Origin of the sequence: Streptomyces sp. NEAU-YJ-81, from assembly GCF_017592595.1 — a bacterium.
Taxonomy (GTDB): Bacteria; Actinomycetota; Actinomycetes; order Streptomycetales; family Streptomycetaceae; genus Streptomyces; species Streptomyces hygroscopicus_B.
On record NZ_JAGFNO010000094.1, the window covers coordinates 1 to 5,943 of the forward strand.

The following is a 5,943-nucleotide window of genomic DNA, read 5'->3' on the forward strand; positions in this document are numbered from 1 at the left end:
AGTTGTCGTCGCGTCCACACCTGCGGACGACCCGGCTTGATGCCCCGCGGCAGCAGCGGCTCAAGCCGGGCCCACTGGCCGCTCGTCAGATCCCCACGTCCCACAAGACATGATCATCAACGAACAAGATCAACTTTCGCAACAGACCCTAGACGAGGCCATGGACCAACTGGGGCTGTGGCCCGCCCGCTCGCCCTGGACACGGCAGGTCATCGCCGAGACACACCACGGCACGCCTTCGCCCCGGACCGGCTCTGGCACTGGGACGGCCACACCTACCAGCCGCTCGACCGCGGCACCGACCCCGACTGATGGGGCGCCGAGGTATACGGCCGGCCCTACGACGCGGCCGTCACCCAGATCACCGACGGCGCCCCCTCATCCAGCCTGTCGTGTCCGTCCATCGTGGTGGACATGCTCGACTACCTCATGCTCGACCCCGGACACCGCGTCCTCGAACTGGGGGCCGGGACGGGCTGGAACGCGGCCCTCCTCACGTGGCGCGTGGGCCCCGGACGCGTGGTCAGCGTCGAGGTGGACGACGAGCTGGCCCAGCAGGCCAAGGAACGCCTCGACACGGTCGGCATCGACGCGGCGGTCGTGGCCGCCGACGGCGCCGATGGTTGGCCGCCCGGCGCGCCGTAGACCGGGTGATCTCCACCTACGCCGTCGATCAGGTGACCTGGGCGTGGGTGGAGCAGACGCGGCCGGGCGGCCGGATCGTCACCCCGTGGGGGCGGCTGGGGCACGTCGCGCTGACCGTTGCCGACGACCGCTCGGCGGTGGGGTGGATGCAGGGGCTGGCGATGTTCATGCCCGCCCGCGAGCAGCTGGCCGCACGTGCGCGGCACCGGCCCCGCCGACGACGAACGGCTCTTCGCACGGGACCTGCGCCCGCTGAAGGACGACGCGCATCTGCTGTTCGCCCTGCGGATCCACCTCCCCGAGGTGCAGATCATCACGGGCGTGGACGACGACGGCGTGAACGTATGGATCCACGACGGCATCGCCTCCTGGGCCACGCTCACCACACCCCCGACGGGGAGGCCATCGCCTATCAGGGCGGGCCGCGGCGCCTGGCCGACGAGTTGGAACCTGCCTGGGACTGGTGGCTGGCCGAGGGACGGCCGACCCTGTGCGACTTCGGCATGACCGTGGAACCCGAGCGCCAGTACGTATGGTGCCGGGATGCGGCAACGGGGCCGCGATGGCCGCTCCAGACCCACGACCGCGCCGCGGTGTAGAGGTTGCGCACCCGGCATTTTCCGATAGAGCCGCACCATGCGGTGAACGTCCTGTCCGCTGATCCCTGATCCGCTGCCCGCATCGGGGCGCCGCTGCCGGGCATAGGCCAGCACGACCCTCAGCTCTCGACGTGCCAGCGTGTCCGGCGCGCCGGGGTTGCTGAGGTCGTAGGCCCGCCCGGCCTGACCGCCTCCCACCGCACCGTGGCCTCCCCCTGGCGAACCGTGCGGCCGTCGGCCGGCCGATGGGAAGAGGTCCTCGAGTGAGGCGCACTGCTGCCTCACACCCGCGGAGCCGGACCGGGTGAATCACGCGGTGGCGGCCAAGGTCGCCGGACTCCTTGACAACCGGTACCCGTTCTCACCTGCGCAGCCAGCTGCTCGCCCGACAGGGTGGACAACAGGCTGACTGCCGTCGCGGGGGCCGTGGCCCGGGGAACGGTAGGGCATGGGTGATGAGAAGGACAAGAAGGCTCTGCTGGGTCGGCTTACTCTGCTGGCGGATGCCGGAACGGCGCTGGCGAGCACGCTGGACCTGCTGGAGGGACTGCGACGAGCGTGCCGGGTGCTGACCGGGCGGCTGGGGGACTGGTGCGTGGTCGACCTGCTGGACGAACGCGGCCGGCTGGAGCGGGCTGTCGTTTCCCACCGCACCCCCGAGGTGCTGGCTCCCGGTGGTTACGAAGGACTGCTTCCGCCGGTGCCGCAGGATGCCGCCGGGCCGCTGCCGCGGGTACTGCGCGGGGCAGGCCCGCTGCTGTTCGCCGACATCCCCTCGCCGAACCGGGCAGCGAACCCGCTGCACGCCCGGCAGCTGGAGCTATTCGAGCAACTGGCCGCCCGTAGCGCCATCATCACCCCGCTGCGGGCCCGGCGCGAGGTCCTCGGCGCCTTGACCGTGGCCCGCACCGATGCCGACCACCCCTTCACCAAGAACGATCTCCCGTTCATCGAGGCCTTGGTCCGCAGCCTGGCGCTGCAGGTGGACAACGCGCGGCTGCACCAGCAGACCCAGCGCATCGCCGAGCGCTTCCAACGCGACCTGCTGCCCGAGTTGCCGCAGGTCGACCATCTTCAGATCGCCGCCCGCTATACCCCCGCGCAGGCCATCGCGCAGGTGGGCGGCGACTGGTACGACGCCTTCGTCCTGCCACAGGGCGATACCGTCCTGGTCATCGGCGACGTCACCGGCCACGACCTGCAAGCGGCGATTGCCATGAGCGCCCTGCGCAACATGCTGCGCGGAATCGCCGTGGACCGCCAAGAGCCCCCCGGTGAGGTCCTGCGCCGCCTGGACCTCACCATCCACACCCTGTACCAGGAGGCGACCGCGACATGCATCTACGCCCTGGTCAAAGGCCCCCAGCAGGGCGGCCTCTGGGGGCTGCACCACGCCTCCGCCGGACACCTGCCTCCCCTGCTGATCACCGCCGACGGCGACACCCGCTACCTCGAAACAGGCGCGGGACTGATGATCGGCGTCGACCCCGCGCACCAGCGCCCGACCGCCTTCGATGAACTGCCCGCTCACTCCACCGTCCTGCTGTACACCGACGGACTGATCGAACGCCGCGGCGAATCACTCGACCACGGGCTCACCCGGCTACGCCAGCACACCGCCGCACTCTGCCGCGAGCCACTGGAGACCTTCTGCGACGAACTGCTCAATGGGCTGGCCGCCGACACCAATGACGACGCCGCCCTGCTCGCCGTCCGCCCAGCCCCACCGACCCATACTGCGTGAAGGTTACGCGGGCTCGAGGCTGCAGTAGCCGAGTACCGGCGATCCGCTCTTGCCATACTGCGCCGTACGGCGGCCGGGGAGGCCGAGGCCCGGCGAGCGTACGGGACGGCTCTCGACCCTCACCACCTCCACCATCTCCGCCACGTGGCTCAGCCCCCGCACCCCACCCGCACCCGATTCGTTGACCCCGGCGAGCTGTCCGATGCACTGTGACAGGTCGACCAGACCGGCACCGCCTGACAGCCTGCTGCCTCCCCCATAGCAAGGCCACCAGGCTGGGCAGGCCGTCCAGAGCGCGGCCGTTCCCGCCACGCTGGGGCAGACCGCGGTGGCGAGCCCGGCCGAGAGCTGCCGCTCTCATCACTCTCGCCGACGGCTGCCACGAGGCCCGCATCACCTACACACCCGCCCGCTGAATCCAGAGCCCGGCGGCCGGCAGGAGACGGCTGCCGAGTCGGCACTGATGCCGAGGTCGCCGGCAGCATCGGCCGGGGCCGCGCCTCGGGGCGCTTTCCCGCCGGCTCCAACGCTCCAGACCCACGGCCTACGAAGACGCTGGTCTGTCGTTGGACGCCATCGCCGACCGAGGGCAGGTCAGCCGGGCAACCGTTCGCATCGCCCTGTCCAAGCACGGCGTCTCGATCCGACGAAGCGGCGGACGCCCCGCCTACGACCACCGCCTGCCTGAGATCCTGCACCGCCGGCAAGAGCTCCGTCAGAGCCTGGCACGGATCTCTACAGATACCGGCATCTCAGTCACCACAATCAGGAACATGCTGGACCGGCACACCACGCAGCCCGACGAGGGCTCGGGCACCATCGTGAGACCAGCTGGGCGGCCAGGGCTCTGAGCCATCCCAGGAAGCCGCAGGTCATAGCGGTGTCGCCGGACACAAGCGCTTGGCGCCTAACACCCAGTGTGGGATCCGATTCCGTGTGGGAATCTCACGGCCGATGTCGGGTCGCTGTCGGATGAGACGCCAGCTGTGGGGCAGCCCAGATCACCGGCTCGGCGTTCCGGGCCGATCAGCACGGACTGCCCACTGCCCTTCAGGCCGCTGTGACTTAACGGCCTCCCAGGAAGGCACGCCACCTTTTGGGCTGCCGGTTCGCGGCAGCGTGGCCAAGGTCGTACGGGGTGTCAGCCGCACAGTTGTTGCATGGTGTGCAGGTGGATGCGGATGGCGTCGAGATAGTCGGCGATGTCGACGCGCTCGTCGGGCATGGTGTTGTAGCGTCCGCCTGGACCGCAGACGACGCCCTGCATGTTGGCCCGGTGCTGCAGATGGGCCGCGTCTGTGCCGTAGAAGCAGTAGGGGCGGACGGCGCCGGTGGGCTGGGGGTGTCGGCGGACTGCGGCGAAGGCGTCGTTGACCGCCAGCACCAGTGGCGATGCGGGATCGGTCTCGAACGGCGGGAAGTCGGGGAATCCGGTGGCGTTCCGGCTCTCTGTGACCGTGATCTGCAGTCCGGGGTAGGCGCGGCAGACGTCGGCGGCGACGGTCCGGATGTCCTTCAGGACACTCGTCACGTCCTGGCTTGGGGCGTAGCGTGCTGCGCCGAGGAGCGTAACGACGTCGGCGACCTGGGGTGGGCGTGAGTCGACGGTTTCGCGGCCCAGTCCGCCGCGGATCGCACCGACGTGTGCGCGGTTGACCGATTGGTATGCGGTGGTCGAGGCGCCGCTGAAGGTCATCGTGTTGATCGCGGGGATCAGTGAGCATGCGGCGGTGATGGCGTCTATGGCCTCCTCGCGTTTGGACATGTGTCGGGTGATGCCGGTCAGTTCGATGGTGAATTTGAGTGAGCCGGCGTGCAGGGTCATGGCTGCCAGGTCGGTTGGTTCGCAGTTGATGAAGTAGTCGGCTCGGAGGCCCGACTCGATCGCCCGCAGGGTGCCGATGCCGCCCTGTAGTTCGCCGACGACGAAGGTCAGGATGATGTCGCCGCGCAGGCGGATTTTGGAGCGAAGGAGTTCTTCAACGGCGATGAGGTAGGACGCGCAGCCGGCCTTCATGTTGGATACGCCCAGGCCGTAGATGAATTCGTCATCGACGTGTCCGCCCCACGGGTCCACGGTCCAGCCCTCGGTCGGGGGGTTGGTGTCGAGATGGCCGTTGAACATCAGGCTCTTTCCGCCGCCTGACCCGGGCAGGCGGCCGATGGCGTTGAACCGGCCAGGGGACACTTCCTGTAGTTCGCTCTCCAGGCCATGGGCGCGCATGCGCTCGACCAGCGTGCGCGCCAGGACGCTTTCTCCTGTTGTCTGTGTGCGGGTGTCGATCTTGATCATCTCGCTGAGGAGCGCCAATGCCTCGGCTCGGTCGGGTGACACGGCTGCGAGCCAGTGGTGGGGGGTGGTGGTCATGCTGGTGGAGTACTCCTTTGGTGTTGCCCGTCATCGCGAGGGATCGGTTCACCCTCGCCGGCCGTGCCGACAGTCCGATGGCCATCTGGTCCCACGGCTCCGTAGGCGCCCTGGTTCGTTGCCTGCGGGCCGACTCTGGCGCGCGAGGACGGGCGCTGCCGGGGACGGGGCGTTAAACGGTCGCGCTCTGGGAATCGCTGAGGACGGCTTCGCGGGGCGGTGTGGCGCGCGGGGCCGTTTCGCGGAGGGCGAGGGCGACGATGACGAGGGCGATGGCGGCGACACCCACGATGTAGTACGCGGGAGCCAGCCGTGATCCCGTCTGGCTGATGAGCAGGGTGGCGAGGTAGGGGGCGGTGCCGCCAAAGACCATGTAGGCGAGGTTGTAGCCGATGGACGAGGCGGTGTAGCGCAAGCTGGCGGGGAACATCTCGACTAGGGTCTGTTGCGAAAGTTGATCTTGTTCGTTGATGATCATGTCTTGTGGGACGTGGGGATCTGACGAGCGGCCAGTGGGCCCGGCTTGAGCCGCTGCTGCCGCGGGGCATCAAGCCGGGTCGTCCGCAGGTGTGGACGCGACGACAACT

At 69.1% G+C, this 5,943-nt stretch carries 6 protein-coding genes; 4 read left to right on the forward strand and 2 right to left on the reverse strand.

All coding sequences use genetic code 11. The features are described 5' to 3' along the window. The first annotated feature begins 177 nt into the window (after nucleotides 1–177). The 4 genes from J5X86_RS52355 (at nucleotide 178) to J5X86_RS49940 (ending at nucleotide 2,988) form a co-directional block, all read left to right on the forward strand. A complete protein-coding gene (locus tag J5X86_RS52355) occupies nucleotides 178–312 on the forward strand; it encodes a hypothetical protein (RefSeq protein WP_279595822.1) in 135 nt (44 codons plus the stop codon). Nucleotides 313–387: 75 nt separating this feature from the next. Further along, complete coding sequence (locus J5X86_RS51835; RefSeq protein ID WP_243983362.1) at nucleotides 388–645, forward strand: protein-L-isoaspartate O-methyltransferase; 258 nt, start codon at nucleotides 388–390, stop codon at nucleotides 643–645. 195 nt (nucleotides 646–840) lie between these two features. Next, nucleotides 841–1,152, forward strand: a complete 312-nt coding sequence (locus tag J5X86_RS51840; RefSeq protein ID WP_243983361.1) for a hypothetical protein — start codon at nucleotides 841–843, stop codon at nucleotides 1,150–1,152. Between the two features lie 540 nt (nucleotides 1,153–1,692). Further along, nucleotides 1,693–2,988: a PP2C family protein-serine/threonine phosphatase gene (locus tag J5X86_RS49940; protein ID WP_208523197.1), complete on the forward strand. Its 1,296-nt coding sequence runs from the start codon at nucleotides 1,693–1,695 to the stop codon at nucleotides 2,986–2,988. Nucleotides 2,989–4,129: 1,141 nt separating this feature from the next. Here J5X86_RS49940 and J5X86_RS49945 read toward each other — a convergent pair. Further along, nucleotides 4,130–5,356, reverse strand: coding sequence for a M20 family metallopeptidase (locus J5X86_RS49945; RefSeq protein WP_208523198.1), 1,227 nt, complete (start codon nucleotides 5,354–5,356; stop codon nucleotides 4,130–4,132). Between the two features lie 172 nt (nucleotides 5,357–5,528). Then, entirely contained in the window at nucleotides 5,529–5,786 is a 258-nt protein-coding gene (locus J5X86_RS49950; protein ID WP_208523199.1) for a hypothetical protein, read from the reverse strand. Between the last annotated feature and the right edge of the window lie 157 nt (nucleotides 5,787–5,943).